At 70.3% G+C, this 18,603-nt stretch carries 18 protein-coding genes and 1 pseudogene; 7 read left to right on the top strand and 12 right to left on the bottom strand.

The window, feature by feature from the left end:
* Position 1: 1 nt before the first annotated feature.
* Positions 2-136: pseudogene (locus tag AB0A94_RS17385) on the top strand (site-specific integrase); the annotation flags it as partial.
* A 7-nt stretch (positions 137-143) separates the two neighbouring features.
* On the opposite strand, the gene sodN reads toward AB0A94_RS17385, so the two are convergent.
* Complete coding sequence (gene sodN / locus AB0A94_RS17380; RefSeq protein ID WP_004983535.1) at positions 144-539, bottom strand: superoxide dismutase, Ni; 396 nt, start codon at positions 537-539, stop codon at positions 144-146.
* A gap of 146 nt (positions 540-685) precedes the next feature.
* On the opposite strand from sodN, the gene sodX reads away from it, so the two are divergent.
* Positions 686-1,120 carry a nickel-type superoxide dismutase maturation protease gene (sodX, locus tag AB0A94_RS17375; RefSeq protein ID WP_217129586.1) on the top strand — a complete coding sequence of 145 codons (435 nt, stop codon included), beginning with the start codon at positions 686-688 and terminating at the stop codon, positions 1,118-1,120.
* On the opposite strand, the gene AB0A94_RS17370 is transcribed toward sodX, so the two are convergent.
* On the bottom strand, positions 1,003-1,653 hold the full coding sequence (locus tag AB0A94_RS17370; protein ID WP_361745137.1) for a CGNR zinc finger domain-containing protein: 651 nt from the start codon (positions 1,651-1,653) through the stop codon (positions 1,003-1,005). The two genes, sodX and AB0A94_RS17370, sit on opposite strands and share 118 nt — an antisense overlap.
* A 100-nt stretch (positions 1,654-1,753) precedes the next feature.
* On the opposite strand from AB0A94_RS17370, the gene AB0A94_RS17365 reads away from it, so the two are divergent.
* The gene (locus tag AB0A94_RS17365; protein ID WP_361745135.1) at positions 1,754-2,524 is read left to right on the top strand and encodes a class I SAM-dependent methyltransferase; all 771 of its coding nucleotides are present in this window, start codon (positions 1,754-1,756) and stop codon (positions 2,522-2,524) included.
* A gap of 58 nt (positions 2,525-2,582) precedes the next feature.
* Here AB0A94_RS17365 and AB0A94_RS17360 read toward each other — a convergent pair whose 3' ends face one another.
* The 3 genes from AB0A94_RS17360 to AB0A94_RS17350 are packed head-to-tail and all read right to left on the bottom strand — an operon-like array spanning position 2,583 to position 5,313.
* Positions 2,583-3,392 carry an amino acid ABC transporter ATP-binding protein gene (locus AB0A94_RS17360; protein ID WP_361745133.1) on the bottom strand — a complete coding sequence of 270 codons (810 nt, stop codon included), beginning with the start codon at positions 3,390-3,392 and terminating at the stop codon, positions 2,583-2,585.
* Positions 3,389-4,324 (bottom strand): amino acid ABC transporter permease, encoded by a 936-nt coding sequence (locus AB0A94_RS17355; RefSeq protein WP_361745131.1) that lies wholly within the window; start codon positions 4,322-4,324, stop codon positions 3,389-3,391. The genes AB0A94_RS17360 and AB0A94_RS17355 overlap by 4 nt, the downstream gene beginning before the upstream one ends.
* Positions 4,325-4,356: 32 nt before the next feature.
* A complete protein-coding gene (locus tag AB0A94_RS17350; RefSeq protein ID WP_361745129.1) occupies positions 4,357-5,313 on the bottom strand; it encodes an ABC transporter substrate-binding protein in 957 nt (318 codons plus the stop codon).
* A 583-nt stretch (positions 5,314-5,896) separates the two neighbouring features.
* Here AB0A94_RS17350 and AB0A94_RS17345 point away from each other — a divergent pair.
* The 4 genes from AB0A94_RS17345 to AB0A94_RS17330 all read left to right on the top strand — a co-directional run bounded on the left by AB0A94_RS17345 (position 5,897) and on the right by AB0A94_RS17330 (position 9,146).
* The gene (locus AB0A94_RS17345) at positions 5,897-7,135 is read left to right on the top strand and encodes an NADP-dependent malic enzyme (protein WP_361745127.1); all 1,239 of its coding nucleotides are present in this window, start codon (positions 5,897-5,899) and stop codon (positions 7,133-7,135) included.
* Between the two features lie 165 nt (positions 7,136-7,300).
* Positions 7,301-8,266, top strand: a complete 966-nt coding sequence (locus AB0A94_RS17340) for a zinc-binding dehydrogenase (RefSeq protein ID WP_361745125.1) — start codon at positions 7,301-7,303, stop codon at positions 8,264-8,266.
* A gap of 107 nt (positions 8,267-8,373) precedes the next feature.
* Entirely contained in the window at positions 8,374-8,583 is a 210-nt protein-coding gene (locus tag AB0A94_RS17335) for a helix-turn-helix domain-containing protein (protein WP_361745123.1), read from the top strand.
* Entirely contained in the window at positions 8,583-9,146 is a 564-nt protein-coding gene (locus AB0A94_RS17330; RefSeq protein ID WP_361745121.1) for a Clp protease N-terminal domain-containing protein, read from the top strand. Before AB0A94_RS17335 ends, AB0A94_RS17330 begins: the two co-directional genes overlap by 1 nt.
* A 46-nt stretch (positions 9,147-9,192) precedes the next feature.
* Here AB0A94_RS17330 and AB0A94_RS17325 read toward each other — a convergent pair whose 3' ends face one another.
* From AB0A94_RS17325 to AB0A94_RS17295, 7 genes are all read right to left on the bottom strand, one after another.
* On the bottom strand, positions 9,193-10,230 hold the full coding sequence (locus AB0A94_RS17325) for a helix-turn-helix transcriptional regulator (RefSeq protein ID WP_361745119.1): 1,038 nt from the start codon (positions 10,228-10,230) through the stop codon (positions 9,193-9,195).
* Between the two features lies 1 nt (position 10,231).
* Complete coding sequence (locus tag AB0A94_RS17320; protein WP_361745117.1) at positions 10,232-11,104, bottom strand: DUF4097 family beta strand repeat-containing protein; 873 nt, start codon at positions 11,102-11,104, stop codon at positions 10,232-10,234.
* 397 nt (positions 11,105-11,501) lie between these two features.
* Complete coding sequence (locus AB0A94_RS17315) at positions 11,502-11,681, bottom strand: DUF6104 family protein (protein WP_003992906.1); 180 nt, start codon at positions 11,679-11,681, stop codon at positions 11,502-11,504.
* A 79-nt stretch (positions 11,682-11,760) separates the two neighbouring features.
* Entirely contained in the window at positions 11,761-15,582 is a 3,822-nt protein-coding gene (locus AB0A94_RS17310) for a multifunctional oxoglutarate decarboxylase/oxoglutarate dehydrogenase thiamine pyrophosphate-binding subunit/dihydrolipoyllysine-residue succinyltransferase subunit (RefSeq protein ID WP_361745115.1), read from the bottom strand.
* Positions 15,583-15,873: 291 nt separating this feature from the next.
* Positions 15,874-16,986: a HAMP domain-containing sensor histidine kinase gene (locus tag AB0A94_RS17305; RefSeq protein ID WP_361745113.1), complete on the bottom strand. Its 1,113-nt coding sequence runs from the start codon at positions 16,984-16,986 to the stop codon at positions 15,874-15,876.
* On the bottom strand, positions 16,983-17,723 hold the full coding sequence (locus tag AB0A94_RS17300; RefSeq protein ID WP_028959305.1) for a response regulator transcription factor: 741 nt from the start codon (positions 17,721-17,723) through the stop codon (positions 16,983-16,985). Before AB0A94_RS17300 ends, AB0A94_RS17305 begins: the two co-directional genes overlap by 4 nt.
* Before the next feature lie 125 nt (positions 17,724-17,848).
* Positions 17,849-18,538 (bottom strand): spermidine synthase, encoded by a 690-nt coding sequence (locus AB0A94_RS17295; RefSeq protein WP_361745111.1) that lies wholly within the window; start codon positions 18,536-18,538, stop codon positions 17,849-17,851.
* Between the last annotated feature and the right edge of the window lie 65 nt (positions 18,539-18,603).

The raw sequence follows: 18,603 nt of genomic DNA, 5'->3' as shown, positions 1-18,603 counted from the left end.
GCGGATCCGCACCCACCTGTGGCCGGGCGAAGAGGACCGCACCCGGGCCGTCATGGACGCCGTGCTCGGCGGCCTGCGGACCGGGTGCGGACTCGGAGACACTGCAACCAAGGAAATCGCAGGTCAAAAGGCATGACCGAAGGTCAGGCCTTCTTGGTCTCCCAGAAGATCTTGTCGATCTGGGCGATGTAGTCCAGGGCCTTCTGGCCGGTCGCCGGGTCCGTCGACGCCTTGGCGGCCGAGAGGGCCTTCAGGGTGTCGTTGACCAGCTGGTGCAGCTCCGGGTACTTCTCGAAGTGCGGGGGCTTGAAGTAGTCGCTCCACAGCACGGAGACGTGGTGCTTCGCCAGCTCGGCGCGCTGCTCCTTGATGACCGTGGCACGGGCCTGGAAGTGCGGGTCGTCGTTGCCGGCCATCTTCTCCTGGACGGCCTTCACCGACTCCGCCTCGATGCGGGCCTGGGCCGGGTCGTACACGCCGCAGGGCAGGTCGCAGTGGGCGCTGACCTTGACCTTGGGGGCAAACAGGCGGGAAAGCATGGAGCGTTTCCTTCCTCGTGATCGTCTTCTCACACTGGACATTACTCCGTGGCGGACGGCTTTTCGCGGGTGCCCCCGCGGGCTTAGGACAAAAGTCCGGGGTGAGACTGGGACTGGTGGAGGACGAACCGGGGAGGTGCCGGGTGATGCCGGAGCTGTCGCAGGACGCCGAGCGGGCGAGGGCGCCGCTGCCCTTCGGGGTGGCCGAGGTGACCGGGCCGTCCATGGTGCCCACGCTGCACCACGGGGACCGGCTCCTGGTGCACTACGGCGCCCGGGTCAAACGCGGGGACGTGATCGTGCTGCGGCATCCGTTCCAGCAGGACCTGCTCGTCGTCAAGCGGGCCGCCGAGCGGCGGGAGGGCGGCTGGTGGGTGCTCGGGGACAACGCGTTCGCGGGCGGCGACAGCACCGACTACGGGGTGGTGCCCGACGAACTGGTGCTCGGCCGGGTCCGGTTCCGTTACCGGCCGCGCGGCTCCGAGCGGCGTTCGCCGCTGGCCGTGGTGGGCTGGGCGCTGTCGTCGGCCCGGCCCGTGCTCTCCGGCCGGTCGGCCTCCAGGCGCTTGCGGGCGCGGTAGGCGGCCACGTTGGCGCGGGTGGCGCAGCGGTCGGAGCAGTAGCGGCGGGAGCGGTTGGTGGAGGTGTCCAGGTAGGCGTTGCGGCAGGGCGGCGCCTCGCACAGGCCGAGGCGGTCCACGCCGTACTCGGTGAGGTGGAAGGCCAGGCCCATCGCGGCGATGGCGGCGTAGCCGGCGGTGGCGTTGGACGGGTGGTCGGCCAGGTGCATGTGCCACAGCGGGCGGCCGTCGTCGTCGCGGAAGTCGTGGCCGGAGATCTGCGGGCTGACCGGGAACTCCAGCAGCAGTGAGTTCAGCAGGTCGACGGCGAGGGTCTCGTCGCCGCCGTCCGCCGCCTCGAAGACCGAGCGGAGCCTGGCCCGGACCGAGCGGAACCGCGTCACATCGGCGTCGGCGGCGCGCCGGGCGGCCGACTGGTTCCCGCCGAACAGATCGCGGACGGCCTCGACGGAGGTGAGCGTGTCCTTGCCCCGGGCCGGTTCCTCCGTGTTGACGAGGCGCACGGCGTAATCCGAGTAATAGGCCAGTTCCACTTGTAGTCCTTACGCAGGGGATCTATCGTCGGGAGCGCGGTCGGGTAACAGACGATTCCGCATCCAGGGTATTACGGGACGTACGTGAGGGAGGCGCTCGATGACGGACGCGGACACCACCACGGCCACCGCCGACTGGCGGGCCTGGCAGGAGAGCTGGGACCGGCAGCAGGAGTGGTACATGCCGGACCGCGAGGAACGCTTCCGGGTCATGCTCGACATGGTGGAGGCCCTCGTCGGCACCGCACCGCGCGTGCTCGACCTCGCCTGCGGCACGGGCAGCATCACCGCCCGGCTGCTCGACCGGTTCCCGGACGCCACGAGCACCGGCGTCGACCTGGACCCGGCGCTGCTCGCCATCGCGGAGGGCACGTTCGCGGGGGACGAGCGGGTCTCCTTCGTGACGGCCGACCTCAAGGACCCCGAGTGGCCGGCGAAGCTGCCCCACGACTCCTACGACGCCGTACTGACCGCGACCGCCCTCCACTGGCTGCACCGGGAACCTCTCGCGGACCTCTACGGGCACGTCGCGGGGCTCGTCCGCGACGGCGGTGTCTTCATGAACGCGGACCACATGATCGACGACACCACGCCCCGGATCAACGCGGCCGAGCGCGCCCTGCGCCACGCCCGCATGGATCAGGCCAAGGCGGAGGGCGCCCTCGACTGGACCCAGTGGTGGCGGCTCGCCGCCGAGGACCCGGTCCTCGCCGGGCCGACGGCCCGCCGGTTCGAGATCTACGGCGAGCACGCCGAAGGCGACATGCCGTCGGCCGCCTGGCACGCGCGCGTGCTGCGCGAGAAGGGGTTCGGGGAGGCGCGGCCGGTGTGGTGCTCGCCGTCGGACACCCTGCTGCTGGCGCTGAAGTAGCCGGAGGGGAACGCGAAGGGGCGGTACGCACCGGCGTACCGCCCCTTCGCGTGTCCGCTCAGAGCACCTTGGACAGGAACGCCCTCGTGCGCTCGTGCTGCGGGTCGGTCAGGACGTCGCGCGGATTGCCCGACTCGACCACCACACCGCCGTCCATGAAGACCAGGCTGTCGCCCACCTCGCGGGCGAAGCCCATCTCGTGGGTGACGACGACCATCGTCATGCCGGACTCGGCGAGGTCGCGCATGACGTCGAGGACGTCACCGACCAGCTCCGGGTCGAGCGCCGAGGTCGGCTCGTCGAAGAGCATCAGCTTGGGATCCATGGCGAGCGCCCGCGCGATCGCCACGCGCTGCTGCTGGCCGCCGGAGAGCTGCGCGGGGTAGTTCCCGGTCTTGTCGCCGAGGCCCACGCGCTCCAGGAGCTGCATCGCGCGCTCCCGGGCCTGCCCCCTGCTCACGCCCTTGACCTGGACCGGCGCCTCCATGACGTTCTCGACGGCCGTCATGTGCGGGAACAGGTTGAAGCGCTGGAAGACCATGCCGATGTCCCGGCGCTTCAGGGCGACCTCGCTGTCCTTGAGCTCGTACAGCTTGTCGCCCTTCTGGCGGTAGCCGACCAGCTCCCCGTCGACGTACAGACGTCCGGCGTTGATCTTCTCGAGGTGGTTGATACACCTGAGGAAGGTGGACTTGCCGGAGCCGGAGGGGCCGATGAGGCAGAACACCTCGCCGGTCTTCACCTCCAGATCGATGCCCTTGAGGACCTCGACGTGGCCGAAGGACTTGTGCACGCCCTCCGCCTTGACCATGGGGACGACGGAACCCTTCACGGGCGTGTCCGTCCTGCCGAGCTTCCGCTCGCTCATGCCATGCCTCCCTTCGGGCGGCCGAGGGAGAGCATGTTCGCCCTGACCTTCTGCCACGGCGTCGGCGGCAGCTGGCGCGTGGAGCCCTTGGCGTAGTAGCGCTCCAGGTAGTACTGGCCGACGCTGAAGACCGAGGTCAGCAGCAGGTACCAGGCCGCGGCGAGGAACAGCATCTCGGCCGGGGCACCGGAGCTCTGGCCGATGTCCTGCGCGACCCGGAACAGTTCGGAGTACTGGACGACCGAGACCAGCGAGGTCGTCTTCAGCATGTTGATGACCTCGTTGCCCGTCGGCGGCACGATCACGCGCATCGCCTGCGGGATGACGATCCGGCGCAGCGTCTTCGCGTGGCTCATGCCCAGCGCGTGCGACGCCTCGGTCTGGCCCTCGTCGACCGAGAGCAGACCGGCCCGGCAGATCTCGGCCATGTACGCGGCCTCGTTGAGGCCGAGACCCAGCAGCACCGTCAGGAGCGGGGTCATGAACTGCGACCACTCGTCCTTGTAGACCGGTCCCAGGTTGATGTACTCGAAGACCAGGCCCAGGTTGAACCAGACCACCAGCTGCACCAGGACCGGGGTGCCGCGGAAGAACCAGATGTAGAACCACGCGATCGTCGAGGTCACCGGGTTCTTCGACAGGCGCATCACGGCCAGCAGGATGCCGCCGAAGATGCCGATCGCCATGGCCAGCACGGTGATCAGCAGCGTCTTGCCGACGCCGTCGAGGACGCGGTCGTCGAGGAAGTACTCGGGGATCGCGTCCCAGTTGATCCTGCCCTGGGAGAACGCGTAGACGATCCCGCCGAGCAGGACGAGGGCGATGACGGCGGAGACGTACCGCCCGTAGTGCCGGACCGGGATGGCCCTGATGGCCTCCGGACCGGCCGGGGGTGTGCCGGCCGGGCCCGTCGTCTTGTCGATGTCAGTCACGGGTGTTGCCTTTCAGTGCCGCTCGGCCGCGGTCACTTGCCGCCGTTGATGGTGGCTTCCTTCACGGCGCCCTCCGCGACGCCCCACTTGTCCAGGACCTTCTGGTACTCGCCGTTCTTGATGATCTCGTCCAGCGCGGCCTTGAGGGCGTCCCGCAGCTGCGTGTCCTCCTTGGCGACCGCGATGCCGTACGGGGCGGCCTCGACCTGCTCGCCGACCAGCTGGAAGTCGTTGCCGCCGCCCGAGGTCTTCACGGCGTACGCGGCGACCGGGAAGTCGGAGGAGCCGGCGTCGGCACCGCCCGCGCGCAGGCGGGTCTGGGCCTGCTGGTCGTTGTCGTAGGCCTCGATGGTGAGCTTCTCGCCCTTGGGGCACTTCTCCGCCTCGGCCTTGGCGAGGTCCTCCGAGACCGTGCCGCGCTGGAGCACGATCTTCTTGCCGCACAGGTCGGACCAGGTCTTGATGCCCTGGTCGTCGCCCTTCTTGGTGTAGATCGAGACACCCGCGGTGAAGTAGTCGACGAAGTCGACGCCCTCGCCGACCTTCTTGCCGGTCTCGGAGTCGACGCCCTCCTGGCGGTCCTTGGTGTCGGTCATCGCGGACATGGCGATGTCGTACCGGTCGGAGCGCAGACCGGTGATCAGGGTGTCGAAGGTGCCGTTCTCGAACTCGAACTTGACGCCGAGCTGCTTGCCCATGGCGTCCGCGAGGTCGGGGTCGATGCCGACGGTGTTGCCGGAACCGTCCTTGAACTCGACCGGGGCGTACGCGATGTCCGAGCCCACCTTGATGACGCCCGCCTTGCGGATGTCGTCCGGGAGCTTGTCGGCGAGGGGGGCGGCGGACGTCTCGGAGGTGCCGACGTCGTTGCCCTCGTCCGTCTGGTCACCGCAACCGGTGAGAAGCAGTGCGCCTGCGACCGCGATCGCGCCGACCGCTGCTGTCCGGGACCTCGCGGCGGTGGTACGACGGGTGGTGCTTGCGGTCATGGTGGGTTCCTCCGGCGGATGGGTGGAGATGCCGATGGGTGGGCCACTGCCGACGGGTATCGGCAGCGCCGCAGGTCGACGAGAACACACGTCTTCGAGTGTCGCGACCTCGTGCGATTACGGCATCTTGCCATTCGGTCTGAGCCATTCAGGGGGCCCGCGATGTCAAAATCAGATAACGGGCGACACCCGAACCGCATCACTCCAGGACATCCGACCGGACAGTCTGCGGAAATCCTTCGCTCCAGCCGGAAGATCTTCGGCTCATTCCAGGATGTGGACTCGTTCGCCGTGGTTTTTGTTCCGATTGTGGGCTTGCCGGTGGTTGACGCCGACCTTGTCCTTGTATCGGGTGACAATGCGGGGCGGTGGTATGTGACCTTCGCGTTATGGACTCGTCGCCGGTGGCGTCCGTCCGGTAAGAAGGTTCTTTACACCCCTCATCCGGGGCTCAGGGCGCGTGTGCGGCGCGCCCGTCGTGTTCGGCCCGTACGCATCAACCCTCCGGGCCTTGCGCGGTCCCGCCCACCCCTCACCAGGAGTGGCAACCCTCAAACCATGAATATTTAAGGGGTAAAACCAAGTGGCAGCGGAGATTGTCAATCCTCGCAGCGACAGCGAAAGCCGGAACGGTCGTGCGGAGCAGGGCGACGGGGCCGAGCCCCTCGACTCCTTCGACCCGGCGTTCGCGCTGCACCGCGGCGGCAAGATGGCCGTGCAGGCCACCGTGCCGATCCGCGACAAGGACGATCTGTCCCTGGCGTACACGCCCGGCGTCGCGAAGGTGTGCAGCGCGATCGCCGAGCAGCCGGAACTCGTCCACGACTACACGTGGAAGTCGCAGGTCGTCGCCGTCGTGACGGACGGCACGGCCGTGCTGGGGCTCGGTGACATCGGGCCCGAGGCCTCCCTCCCGGTGATGGAGGGCAAGGCCATCCTCTTCAAGCAGTTCGGCGGCGTGGACGCGGTCCCGATCGCCCTGAACTGCACCGACGTGGACGAGATCGTCGAGACCGTGGTCCGGCTCGCCCCGTCCTTCGGCGGGGTGAACCTGGAGGACATCTCCGCGCCCCGCTGCTTCGAGATCGAGAAGCGGCTGCAGGAGCGGCTGGACATCCCGGTCTTCCACGACGACCAGCACGGCACGGCGGTCGTGACGCTGGCGGCGCTGCGGAACGCCGCGCGGCTGAGCGGACGCGCCCTCGGTGATCTGCGCGCCGTGATCTCGGGCGCGGGCGCCGCGGGTGTCGCCATCGCCAAGATGCTGATCGAGGCCGGTGTCGGTGATGTCGCCGTGGCCGACCGCAAGGGCGTCGTGTCGCGGGACCGCGAGGACCTCACGCCGATCAAGGCGGAGCTGGCGTCGTTCACCAACAAGGCCGGCCTCTCCGGATCGCTGGAGTCGGCGCTGGCCGGTGCCGACGTCTTCATCGGGGTCTCCGGCGGCACGGTGGCGGAGGCCGCGGTGGCGTCGATGGCCGAGGGCGCGTTCGTCTTCGCCATGGCCAACCCCGACCCCGAGGTGCACCCGGAGGTCGCGCACAAGTACGCGGCGGTCGTGGCCACCGGGCGGTCGGACTTCCCGAACCAGATCAACAACGTGCTGGCGTTCCCCGGCATCTTCGCGGGCGCGCTGCAGGTGCGGGCCTCCCGGATCACCGAGGGGATGAAGCTGGCCGCCGCCGAGGCGCTGGCCTCGGTGGTCGGTGACGACCTCGCCGCCGACTACGTCATCCCGTCCCCGTTCGACGAGCGGGTCGCCCCCGCGGTGACGGCGGCGGTGGCCGCGGCCGCCCGGGCGGAGGGCGTCGCCCGCCGCTGAGACGCGCGGATCGCCGGTCGGCCCCGTCCCCCGGTGGGGGCGGGGCCGATTTTCTTTCCGGGGCCTTGGGCCGCCCGGGTGGCGGGTCCCGCCGGGTGGCAAGAGGGCGTGTCTCACAGTCGGGCCTGGTTCCTTCGGCGGGGCGGGGAACCTATCGTCAAGGTCATGTTCGCCGTCTACGCCGCCCGAATCGACCGCGACCAGCCGCTCGCCGGTCTGGAGCTGGGAGAGCGTCCCGCTCCCGAGTCCCGGCCCGGCTGGAGCACCGTCACGGTCAAGGCCGCCTCCCTCAACCACCACGACCTCTGGTCCCTGCGGGGCGTGGGCCTCGCGGAGGACAAGCTGCCGATGATCCTCGGCTGTGACGCCTCCGGCGTCGACGAGGACGGCAACGAGGTCGTCCTGCACTCGGTGATCGGACAGAGTGGCCACGGGGTGGGCCCCCGCGAGCCCCGGTCCATCCTGACCGAGCGCTACCAGGGCACGTTCGCCGAGCAGGTCGCCGTGCCCACCTGGAACGTCCTGCCCAAGCCGAAGGAACTCTCCTTCGAGGAGGCCGCCTGCCTGCCGACCGCCTGGCTGACCGCGTACCGGATGCTGTTCACCAACGCCGGGGTGCGGCCCGGGGACTCCGTCCTGGTGCAGGGGGCGGGGGGTGGCGTCGCCACCGCCGCGATCGTGCTCGGCAAGGCGGCTGGGCTGCGGGTCTTCGCCACCAGCCGGGACGAGGCCAAGCGCAAGCGGGCGCTGGAACTCGGCGCCGTGGAGGTGGTGGAGACCGGGGCGCGGCTGCCGCAGCGGGTCGACGCCGTGATCGAGACCGTGGGGGCGGCCACCTGGTCCCACTCGGTGAAGTCGCTGCGCCCCGGCGGCACGCTGGTGATCTCCGGCGCCACCAGCGGTGACCGGCCCTCGCACGCCGAGCTGACCCGGATCTTCTTCCTGGAGCTCAAGGTCGTCGGGTCGACCATGGGCACCAAGGACGAGCTGGAGGACCTGCTCTCCTTCTGCGCCGCCACCGGTGTACGGCCCGTCATCGACGAGGTGCTGCCCATGGACCGGGCGCGGGAGGGCTTCGAACGGATGGAGTCCGGGGGGCAGTTCGGCAAGATCGTGCTCACGAATCCCTGACGGCGGGGTTCCGCCCGCTCTTCTCACGGCCGGTCCGGGTCTCCGGGCCGGCCGTCGGCATGTCAACCCTGGTTGACATCGGAAGGGTGTCAACGTAAGTTGACACCATGACTGAGGCAACCGACCTCGCCGAGCGTGCGGGCGATCGCGACCCACGGGTCGGCCTGCGGGCCGTCGCCGCCCTGCGCCGGCTGCTGGAGCAACTGGAGACCGTGCAGGTGCGCAACGCGCGCCAGCAGGGCTGGTCGTGGCAGGAGATCGCCACCGAGCTCGGGGTCAGCAGGCAGGCCGTGCACAAGAAGTACGGGAGGCATTGATGTTCGAGCGGTTCACGAAGGACGCCCGGGACGTGGTGAAGGGGGCGGTCGAGCACGCGGAGGGGACGGGAGCCGAACGGGTCGGTGCCGAGCACCTGCTGCTGGCCCTGCTCGACCGGGAAGGGAGCCGGGCCTCGTTCGCACTGGCCGCCCTCGGTGCCGGTGAGCGACGGGAGTCGGTGCGGGCGGCACTGGGGGAGGCCCGGCGGCGGGCCGGGCTGACACAGGCCGAGACCGACGCCCTCGCCGGGCTCGGCATCGACGTGTCGGAGATCGTGACCCGGGTGGAGGAGGCGCACGGGGCCGGGGCCCTGTCCGGCCACCGGAAGGCCGGGGGGCGGAGGTCGGGACACCGACCCTTCGACCGTGCGGCCAAGGACGTCCTCACGGGCGCCCTGCGCGCCGCCACCGCCCTGCGCGACCGCCGTATCGGCGACGAGCACATCCTGCTCGCCCTCACCGCCCGCCCCGGCGTCCCCGCCGAGGTCCTCGCCGATCACGGGGTGACGTACGAGTCCGTGACCCGGGTCCTTCACGGGGGCGGCGAGGCGAAGGCGGGCTGACGCCGACGCGGGCCCGGCCCGGTCGGAGTGGGCCGGGCCCGGAGACTCACCGCTTCGGCGCGCGCAGTATCACCCCGATGTGGGCCGCCGCCGTGGACAGATGGCGGCGGGCGTCGCGGAGCTGGTCCGCCGTGACGCCGTGGTCGCGGGCCGCGTCACGGATGTCGTCCCGGAAGCGGTCCAGCAGGCGGTCCAGGTCGCGGGCCGGGTCGCCGGTGGAGTCCGAGGCGTCCTCGTGCGCCCAGGACGGGGTGTAGTCGGCGGGGAAATCCTCGGGGGTCCGGGAGTACGACGGCTCCGGGGCCTTGCCGGAGGTCCCCGCGCCGGTGCGGCCGAAGGCGAAGTCCTTGCCGAACTCGCTCATCTCCTTGGCCAGTTCGCCGAGGCCCTCACGCAGCCCCGTCGGCCAGTCGCCCCGGGCGAAGTGGTCCTGCACCTGTTCCTGGACCTGGCGCGCGATGCGCTGCACCTCCTCCTGTGCCCTGTCCTGGGCCTCCTTGGCCTGGCGGCGGGCGCGCTGCGCCTCCTCACGGGAGCGCCGGCTCTCGTCCTTGGCGCGGCGGGCCTGTTCCTTCCACTCCTGCCTGGCGCGGCGCATCTCCTCCTTGGCGGCGTGCCAGGCGTCCTTGTTGCCGAACACCCCGAACTCGCCGAAAAGGCCGTCCTCCTCGGCGGACGCCCCGCCCGTACGGCTCTGACGGGCCTTGCCGGCCGCGGCCCGCATCTCGCGGCGCAGATCGCCCGCCGCGCCGCTGACGTCGGCCCGGATCTCGGCGGCCAGTTCGGCGACCGACTCCCGGATCTCCAGCTCCAGATCGGCCAGCTCGCCGCTGCGGTCGGCCAGTTCGGCGCGTCCGGCGTCCGTGATGGAGTACACCTTGCGGCCGCCCTCGGTGGTGTGGGTGACCAGGCCCTCCGCCTCCAGCTTGGCCAGGCGCGGGTAGACCGTGCCCGCCGACGGTGCGTACAGCCCCTGGAAGCGCTCCTCGAGGAGGCGGATCACCTCGTAGCCGTGGCGCGGGGCCTCGTCCAGCAGCTTCAGCAGGTAGAGGCGGAGGCGTCCGTGGGCGAAGACGGGAGGCATGTCAGAGCACCTTCTTGTCGGTCGTACCGGCATTGTCCCCCGAGCCGTCCCGCGGTTCGGGTCCGTCCTCCCCGGCCGGGCGGCGCAGCAGGGCGATGGAGCCGGAGACGGTGGTGGCGCGCAGTTTGCCGCTGCCCGAGCCGAGCCGGCCGGTGAGCTTGTGGGCGCCCCACATGCCCTGCACCCGGAGGCCGTCGAAGGCGTTGGAGATCGCGCCGCTCGCGGTGTTGGCCTCCACCTCGGCGTCCGCCGGGTCCGGCAGCCGGATGGCGATCTCGCCCGAGACGCTGGTCAGCTTGACGTCGGTGGGGCCGTCGGGGTCGAGGTCCACGATCATGGATCCGCCGACCGTGTCCGCCCGCACGGAGGAGCCGGAGCCCTCGACGACGGTGAGGTCGCCGGAGACGGAGGCGAAGCGGAGGTCGCCGGTGACGGACTGGGCCTCCACGCTCCCGGACACGGTCTCCGCGCGGACCGGGCCGGACAGGGCGACCAGGGTGGTGTCGCCGGCGACGCCCTTCACCGTGGCGGGGCCCCGGATGCCGGATATCACGGCGCCGGCGCCGACCACGCCCACCTCGACCCGGGTCCGGGCCGGGACGGCCAGGGAGACCACCGCGCTGCGGCGCCAGCCCTTGCGGTCCAGCCACTTGAGGAAGCCCTTCCAGGGGAGGTCGTCGTAGGCCACCGTGAGGGTGCCGTCCTTCTGGGTGACGACCAGGGGTGGGCCCTCGACCTCGGAGATCTGGAGGTGGGCGGAGTCCTCGTCGGTGCCCACGACGTTCACGGTGCCGTTGACGATGCGGACGTGCAGGTCGCTCACGGGGGTGTCGAAGGTGAGTTTCGTGGGTTCCGCGACGGACCATTCGGGCATGGGTGGACCTCCTGGGAACGAAGCGGTCGACGACTACGCGGCATATCGCGTCTTACGTGATTCACGATATATCGCGGCAGGGGAAAGTCAAGACACTCGTTCTGGTGATCCGTCGGCTTGTGAGGTGGGGGGTGTGCCGAGGGTGATGTGGCGGTGGTGTCGGTGCTGGGCGGGGGTGTTCGCGCAGCCCGGCGCTTGCGGGGTGCCGTCGCGCCCACCCGTGCCGCCCTGCGGCACGATTGCCCGCGGGAACGGGAACGGGGGCACGCAGGGGCGTGGCTGTCCGTGGGGACTGGGAGCGGGGACGCGGGGTGCGTGGCTGCCCGTGGGAACGGGGGCGTGGCCGCCTACGGGAACGGGTAACGGGGTGTGCGGCTGCCCGTGGGCAGCCGCGGGTCTACTCGTCGTCCTCGTCGTCCAGGCGGGCCAGCCAGGTGGCCAGGCGTTCCACCGGGACCTCGAAGTCGGGGTTGAGGTCCACGAACGTGCGCAGCTGCTCGGCCAGCCACTCGAAGGTGACCTCCTCCTCCCCGCGCCGCTTCTCCAGTTCCTCGATGCCACGGTCCGTGAAGTACATGAGGACAAGGATATGTGCAGGAAAACGGGCGGGCCGCACCCCGTGAGAGGGGTGCGGCCCGCCCGCGTACGGCCTCCGGTTACGCCTCGAAGACCTCGCGCACCAGCTGCTCCTGCTCGGCCTGGTGGCGCTTCGCGGAGCCGACCGCCGGCGACGAGCCGTGCGGCCGCGAGATGCGGCGCAGACGCTCGGCGTGCGGGAGGTCGGCACCGACCGCCAGGTCGAGGTGGTCGATCAGGTTGAGCGCGATGAACGGCCAGGCACCCTGGTTCGCCGGCTCCTCCTGGGCCCACAGGTACTTCTCGGCGTTCGGGTACTTCTTGATCTCCGCCTGGAGCTCCGCACCCGGCAGCGGGTACAGGCGCTCGATGCGGATGATCGCCGTGTCCGTGGCGCCGCGCTTCTGCCGCTCGGCCTCCAGGTCGTAGTAGACCTTGCCGGCCGTGAAGACGACCTTCTTCACCGCGGCCGGGTCGACCGAGGCGTCGCCGATGACCGGGCGGAACTGGCCCGTGGTGAACTCCTCCGCCTTCGAGGCCGCGGCCTTCAGGCGCAGCATCGACTTCGGGGTGAAGACGACCAGCGGCTTGTGGTGCGGGTTGTGCACCTGCCACCGCAGGAGGTGGAAGTAGTTCGACGGCGAGGTCGGCATCGCGACCGTCATGTTGTTCTGGGCGCAGAGCTGCAGGAACCGCTCCGGGCGGGCCGAGGAGTGGTCCGGGCCCTGGCCCTCGTAGCCGTGCGGGAGGAGCAGGACCACACCGGAGGTCTGGGCCCACTTCTGCTCCGCCGACGAGATGAACTCGTCCACGACCGTCTGCGCGCCGTTGACGAAGTCGCCGAACTGCGCCTCCCACAGCACGAGCGCGTCGGGGCGGGCCAGCGAGTAGCCGTACTCGAAGCCCATCGCCGCGTACTCGGACAGCAGGGAGTTGTAGACGTTGAGCCGCGCCTGGTCCTCGGAGAGGTACTGCAGCGGCGTGTACTCCTCGCCCGTGCTGCGGTCGATGATGACCGCGTGGCGCTGGCCGAAGGTGCCGCGCTGGGAGTCCTGACCGGCCAGGCGGACCGGGACGCCCTCGAGGAGCAGCGAGCCGAAGGCGAGGGTCTCGCCCATGCCCCAGTCGATCGTGCCGTCCTCGACCATCGTCGCCCGGCGCTGCAGCTGCGGCAGCAGACGCGGGTGGACGGTGATGTGGTCGGGGATGTTGACCTGGGACTCGGCGATCCGCTTGACGGTCTCCGTGGTCACCGCGGTGTTCACGGCGACCGGGAACTCGGCCTGCGGGTCCGAGGGCTCGGCCGCCGTCGGCTGCGAGGTGGCCTCGCGGACCTCCGTGAAGACCTTCTCCAGCTGGCCCTGGTAGTCCTGCAGCGCCTGCTCGGCCTCTTCCAGGGTGATGTCGCCGCGACCGATGAGCGACTCGGTGTACAGCTTGCGCACCGAGCGCTTCTTGTCGATCAGGTCGTACATCAGCGGCTGGGTGAAGGCCGGGTTGTCCGACTCGTTGTGACCGCGGCGGCGGTAGCAGATGAGGTCGATCACCACGTCCTTGTTGAACGCCTGGCGGAACTCGAAGGCGAGCCGCGCGACGCGGACCACGGCCTCCGGGTCGTCGCCGTTCACGTGGAAGATCGGGGCCTCGATCATGCGGGCCACGTCCGTCGCGTACATCGACGAGCGCGACGACTCCGGGGCGGCGGTGAAGCCGACCTGGTTGTTGATGACGACGTGGACCGTGCCGCCGGTGCGGTAGCCGCGCAGCTGCGACATGTTCAGGGTCTCGGCCACCACGCCCTGGCCCGCGAAGGCCGCGTCGCCGTGGATCGCCACCGGCAGGACGGTGAAGTCCGTGCCGCCCTTGCCGATGATGTCCTGCTTGGCGCGGGCGACGCCCTCCAGGACCGGGTCCACCGCCTCCAGGTGCGAGGGGTTCGCGACCAGGGAGACCTTGATCTGCTCGCCGTCCAGGCCGGTGAAGGTGCCCTCGGCGCCCAGGTGGTACTTCACGTCGCCGGAGCCGTGCATCGACTTCGGGTCGAGGTTGCCCTCGAACTCGCGGAAGATCTGCGCGTACGACTTGCCGACGATGTTGGCCAGCACGTTCAGCCGGCCGCGGTGGGCCATGCCGATGACGACCTCGTCCAGGCGGGACTCGGCGGCCGAGTCCAGCACCGCGTCCAGCAGCGGGATGACGGACTCGCCGCCCTCCAGGGAGAAGCGCTTCTGGCCGACGTACTTCGTCTGCAGGAAGGTCTCGAAGGCCTCCGCCGCGTTCAGCCGGCGCAGGATGCGCAGCTGCTCCTCGCGCTCCGGCTTGGTGTGCGAGCGCTCGATGCGGTCCTGGATCCACTTGCGCTGCTTGGGGTCCTGGATGTGCATGAACTCGACGCCGGTGGTGCGGCAGTACGAGTCGCGCAGCACGCCGAGGATGTCGCGCAGCTTCATCAGGGACTTGCCGGCGAAGCCGCCGACGGCGAACTCGCGCTCCAGGTCCCACAGGGTGAGGCCGTGCTCGACGATGTCCAGGTCGGGGTGCTTGCGCTGGCGGTACTCCAGCGGGTCGGTGTCGGCCATGACGTGGCCGCGGACCCGGTAGGAGTGGATCAGCTCGAAGACGCGGGCGGCCTTGGTGACGTCGTCGTCGTGCGAGGCGTCGATGTCCTTGAGCCAGCGGACCGGCTCGTAGGGGATGCGCAGCGCCTCGAAGATCTCGTCGTAGAAGCCGTTCTCGCCGAGCAGCAGGTTGGCGACCTGGCGCAGGAACTCGCCGGAGGCGGCGCCCTGGATCACCCGGTGGTCGTAGGTCGACGTGAGCGTCATGACCTTGGAGATGCCGAGCTTGTTCAGGGTGTCCTGGGAGGTGCCCTGGAACTCCGCCGGGTAGTCCATGGAGCCGACGCCCATGATCACCGACTGGCCGGGCATCAGCCGCGGCACGGAGTGGACGGTGCCGAGGCCGCCGGGGTTGGTCAGGGAGACCGTGACGCCGGTGAAGTCGTCCATCGTCAGCTTGTTGTCGCGGGCGCGGCGGACGATGTCCTCGTAGGCCTGCCAGAACTCGAAGAAGTTCAGCGTCTCGGCCTTCTTGATGGCCGCGACGACCAGCTGGCGGTCGCCGTTGGGCTTCACCAGGTCGATGGCCAGACCGAGGTTGACGTGCTCCGGCTTCACCAGGGTCGGCTTGCCGTCCACCCGCGCGAACGAGTGGTTCATCGCCGGCATGGCCTTGATGGCCTGCACCATCGCGTAGCCGATGAGGTGCGTGAAGGAGATCTTCCCGCCCCGGGCCCGCTTGAGGTGGTTGTTGATGACGATGCGGTTGTCGAACAGCAGCTTCACCGGGACCGCGCGCACGGACGTGGCCGTGGGCAGCTCCAGGGAGGCGTCCATGTTCTTCGCCACGGCGGCGGACGGGCCGCGCAGGGTGACCTGCTCGGGACCGGCCTTGGCCTCGGCGGCGGGCTCGGCCTTCGGCTTCGCGGCGGCCGGCTTGGCGGCGGGCGCGGCGGCCTTCGCCGGGGCGGGAGCCTGGGCCGGGGCGGCGGGCGCCTCCGCGGCCGGCTGGGCGGCGGGCTGCGCGGGCGCGGCGGGCTGGGCCGGAGCGGCCGGCTGGGCCGGGGATGGGGGTCCCCCCGCGCGAGTGGATTCGAGCGTGGGGGAGGTTCCCGCGGCCCCCGCGGCCGCGGTACCCGCCGGAGCCGAGGCCGCAGGCGCGCCCGGCTTGTAGTCGGCGAAGAAGTCCCACCAGGCTCGGTCCACCGAGTTCGGGTCCTGGAGGTACTGCTGGTAGATCTCGTCGACGAGCCATTCGTTGGCACCGAAGGCCGCGGCGGGGTTCTTACCCGCTTGGTCGGTGTCGGTCGAGATGCTCGAGTTACTGGGGGACTGTGGCGACACGGCGTCAACCGCCCTCTTCCGCTTCGCAAGATGATGGACAGCGGAAATAAAGGCTACGCCCCCAAGAGCGAGAAGGTCAGGCCGGGCCCGTTCATCGTCGCGTAAGTCACATCACGGCAGGTGTTTCGGCGCGGGAAATGGCGGGAAACAACCGTGGTTTCGATTCTTCGGCCCATGTCAGGGATCGCCCGGGCGGGCCCCGGCGCGCAGTTCGCGCGGGCCTCTGCCTGATCACACGTGTCCGTCAGCGCGAACACGGATGGATCTTGCGGCTCCGCTTCGAACTTTACGTCAACTTGGTGCGGACGACTCTCCCGGAAGGGTGATGAGCATCCGGCAGCCCCGCTCGGATTCGGCCACGCGGATCCGGCCGCCGTGCAGATCGACGGCCCAGCGGGCGATCGCCAGGCCGAGACCGGTGCCGCCGTCGCTGCCCGGACCGTGCGGCCGGTTGACGTTGCCCCGGTTGAACCGCTCGAAGACGCGGTGCCACTCGGCCCGCGGAATGCCGGGCCCCTCGTCCAGCACCTCCAGCTCCAGCGACTCCGGCCGGTCCCCGCGCCGCGCCCGGACCGTCACCCGGCCGTGCGGCGGGCTGTGCTTGACCGCGTTGTCGATCAGGTTGGCGACGACCTGGTGGATGCGTTCGGGATCGGCGTGCGCGACGAGCTCCGGCGGCGACACGTCGAGGTGCAGATGGACGTCCGTACGGGTGTGGCTGCCCGATCCGGAGGCCATGCCCGCGCGGGCCGAGGCGACCATGTTGGCCTCCTTCAGCACGCCGGACAGGTACGGCCACACCTCGAACCGCCGCTTCTTCAGCGGGACCACGCCGTTGTCCAGGCGGGACAGGTCGAGGAGCGTCTCCACGAGGCGTCCGAGGCGCTCGGTCTGCTTCAGGGCCGTGCGCATCGTCTCGGGATCGGCCTGCGTGACGCCGTCGACGATGTTCTCCAGCACCGCGCGCAGGCCCGCGATGGGCGTGCGCAGTTCGTGCGAGACGTTGGCGACCAGCTCCTTGCGCCGGAGGTCCTGGGCCTCCAGCTCGTCGGCCATGACGTTGATCGTCTGGGCCAGGTCGCCGAGCTCGTCCCGGCGGTTCTCCCGCACCCGGCGGGTGTAGTCGCCGTGCGAGATGGAGCGGGCCACGGCGTTCATGTCGTCCAGCGGCGCGGTGAGCGAGTGCGCCACGAACTGCGTGATGAGCAGCGTCGCGATCATCGAGAAGATCGTGATGAAGCGCAGCTCCGTCTTGGTGTGCACGGCGATCACCGACAGGCCCGTGGTGATCAGGACCGAGACGACGACCAGCGCACCCAGCTTGGTCTGGATCGAGAACGGGCGTACACCGCCCCAGGGCTGCCGCGCCCCGGGGCCTCTGCGTCCGGCCGGCCCGTCGCTCATGGCGTCGGCGTCTCCAGGGCGTACCCCACGCCGTGCACGGTGCGGATGCGTTCGGCGCCGATCTTCCGGCGCAGCGCCTTGATGTGGCTGTCGACCGTGCGGGTGCCGGAGGCGTCCGCCCAGTCCCACACCTCGGCCAGCAGCTGCTCGCGGGAGAGCACCGCGCGGGGGGTGTTCGCCAGGCACACCAGGAGGTCGAACTCGGTGGGGGTCAGATGGACGTCCTCGCTGCGCACCCGCACCCTGCGCTGCGCGTGGTCGATCTCCAGTTCGCCCAGGCGCAGGATGCCGCTGCGCGGGGTCGTCGCCGCGAGGGCCGCCCGCTCCATGCGGCGCAGCAGCACGTGCACGCGGGCCGCCAGCTCCCGCATGGAGAAGGGCTTCGTCATGTAGTCGTCGGCGCCGACGCCCAGCCCGACCAGCATGTCGGTCTCGTCGTCGCGCGCGGTGAGCATCAACACCGGCACCGGCCGCTGGGCCTGCACGCGCCGGCAGACCTCCAGGCCGTCGAAGCCGGGCAGCATGATGTCGAGGATCAGCAGGTCGGGCTGCCAGGCCTCCGCCGTGTCGACCGCGGACGGGCCGTCGCCCGCCGTTTGCACCAGGAATCCCTCGGCGCGCAGGCGCGTCGCGATGGCGTCCACGATCGTCGCGTCGTCCTCCACCACCAGGACCCTGCGCTGGGCGCCGGGGGTGGTCGTGGCCGTGCCGTTGTGGGAGGTCTGTGTCTGCTCCATCGCCCGCCCCTGAGGTGTGCTTTTTCCGGAATCCGTGGGGTGATCCGTCGTCTGCGCATCACTGCGATTGACGCTTGAATGATCCGCGTCAGGGCAGCAGCGTACGGGGAGTCACCGCGCCTTTGCTATCCAGGGCGGACGCCGAGGTGCACGACGTCCGGAACGCCCCGGGCAACGGGGATCTCTTCGGTACGCACCTGTTGGAACCCGGCATTCCGCAAGGTTTCTTCGAAATCCGGGGAGGGCTTGGCCGACCACACGGCGAGTACCCCGAGCGGCCTCAACACCCTTGTGCAGGCGGCCAGTCCGGCCGGTGAGTAGAGGCCGTCGTTGTCTTCGGTGACGGTCCAGTCGGGCCCGTTGTCGATGTCGAGGCAGAGCGCGTCGAACGTGTCCGATGTCTCATCGAGATAACGGACGAGGTCCGTCTCGACGATCTCCGTGCGCGGGTCGGCGAGGGCCTGCGCGGAGAGCCCGGACAGCGGCCCCGCGCGGTGCCACCCGATGATCGCCGGTTCGCGTTCCACCACGGCGATCCGTCCCCAGCGGGGCTGCCCTGCGGCGTGTGCGAGCGAGAAGCCGACCCCGAGGCCGCCGATCAGGACGTGCGGGTCCGCCGTGCGCGCGTCGAGGGCCGCGAGGGCGGCGTCGACGAGGCGCCGCTCCGAACGGCCGTCGGAGGTGTCCATCAGGAAGCAGCCGTTGGCGATGATCTGCAGCAGGTCGCCGTGCCTGCGCAGCACGACCTCGCCGTACGGGCCCTCGCGGCGGTCCAGGACTTCGGGGGGTTCGGGAATGTCGTACGGGGTGGACATGCGTTCATCCTGGCAGCTCCCTTTTCGCGGCGGCCATGCCCTTCCGCACCCCGGGGGATGATCGC

The organism is Streptomyces sp. NPDC044984 (assembly GCF_040646935.1).
Lineage (GTDB): Bacteria > Actinomycetota > Actinomycetes > Streptomycetales > Streptomycetaceae > Streptomyces.
This window is presented reverse-complemented; position numbering and strand designations above follow the sequence as displayed.

What these genes read in the sequence shown, in the direction of transcription:
- sodN (WP_004983535.1), bottom strand. Translation starts at nt 539, where the DNA reads ATGCTTTCCCGCCTGTTTGCCCCCAAGGTCAAGGTCAGCGCCCACTGC.
- AB0A94_RS17350 (WP_361745129.1), bottom strand. Translation starts at nt 5,313, where the DNA reads ATGACCGCAAGCACCACCCGTCGTACCACCGCCGCGAGGTCCCGGACA.
- sodX (WP_217129586.1), top strand. Translation starts at nt 686, where the DNA reads ATGCCGGAGCTGTCGCAGGACGCCGAGCGGGCGAGGGCGCCGCTGCCC.
- AB0A94_RS17295 (WP_361745111.1), bottom strand. Translation starts at nt 18,538, where the DNA reads ATGTCCACCCCGTACGACATTCCCGAACCCCCCGAAGTCCTGGACCGC.
- AB0A94_RS17360 (WP_361745133.1), bottom strand. Translation starts at nt 3,392, where the DNA reads ATGAGCGAGCGGAAGCTCGGCAGGACGGACACGCCCGTGAAGGGTTCC.
- AB0A94_RS17315 (WP_003992906.1), bottom strand. Translation starts at nt 11,681, where the DNA reads ATGTACTTCACGGACCGTGGCATCGAGGAACTGGAGAAGCGGCGCGGG.
- AB0A94_RS17300 (WP_028959305.1), bottom strand. Translation starts at nt 17,723, where the DNA reads ATGGAGCAGACACAGACCTCCCACAACGGCACGGCCACGACCACCCCC.
- AB0A94_RS17335 (WP_361745123.1), top strand. Translation starts at nt 8,374, where the DNA reads ATGACTGAGGCAACCGACCTCGCCGAGCGTGCGGGCGATCGCGACCCA.
- AB0A94_RS17365 (WP_361745135.1), top strand. Translation starts at nt 1,754, where the DNA reads ATGACGGACGCGGACACCACCACGGCCACCGCCGACTGGCGGGCCTGG.
- AB0A94_RS17330 (WP_361745121.1), top strand. Translation starts at nt 8,583, where the DNA reads ATGTTCGAGCGGTTCACGAAGGACGCCCGGGACGTGGTGAAGGGGGCG.
- AB0A94_RS17305 (WP_361745113.1), bottom strand. Translation starts at nt 16,986, where the DNA reads ATGAGCGACGGGCCGGCCGGACGCAGAGGCCCCGGGGCGCGGCAGCCC.
- AB0A94_RS17340 (WP_361745125.1), top strand. Translation starts at nt 7,301, where the DNA reads ATGTTCGCCGTCTACGCCGCCCGAATCGACCGCGACCAGCCGCTCGCC.
- AB0A94_RS17320 (WP_361745117.1), bottom strand. Translation starts at nt 11,104, where the DNA reads ATGCCCGAATGGTCCGTCGCGGAACCCACGAAACTCACCTTCGACACC.
- AB0A94_RS17325 (WP_361745119.1), bottom strand. Translation starts at nt 10,230, where the DNA reads ATGCCTCCCGTCTTCGCCCACGGACGCCTCCGCCTCTACCTGCTGAAG.